A 500-nucleotide genomic window follows, 5' to 3' on the forward strand; every position below is an offset into this window, starting at 1 on the left:
GAAATAGAAGTTGGTTAAGTCGAAGAGCATCAACTTGTTGTCTATATTAAAGAGATCGTCAGTAACGCTGCACAGATGACGCTCTAACTGTTCCTTTAGTTCATATAACTTGTCAGTGATTTTATACAGAGAATTGATTCCTGGTGTCCAGCCAGGAGCTCCGCTGTAAAGTTCGCCAGCAGCCGAGTTATCCCGCAAATAATAATAAGATGAACGTTCAGAAACTGCATATACCGTACGGACAATCAATGCTGACAAAGCCGTGTGTATTGCATTCTCCGTCCAGCCGTTTTTGCGCAGGAAACCCTCTAATTGCAGCTTGTCTATTGTCTGCTTGCAGAGCCACTCAGCACCAACATTCCTTGCGTCAGTATAGTTTGCCGTCTCAAGGTCAATATAGTTCTCATATTTTCTCAGCGACTTCTGCTCTTCCTTATTAAACCTGTCGATTCCACCTTCTTTCTCCATACGGCTCCACCATTCGTCAGCCTTTGCCTGTT

Annotated in this window: 1 pseudogene; it reads right to left on the reverse strand. The window is 44.0% G+C overall.

The features are described from left to right. Positions 1-500: pseudogene (locus HMPREF9018_RS02310) on the reverse strand (IS1634 family transposase); the annotation flags it as partial.

Origin of the sequence: Prevotella amnii CRIS 21A-A (genome assembly GCF_000177355.1) — a bacterium.
GTDB lineage: Bacteria > Bacteroidota > Bacteroidia > Bacteroidales > Bacteroidaceae > Prevotella > Prevotella amnii.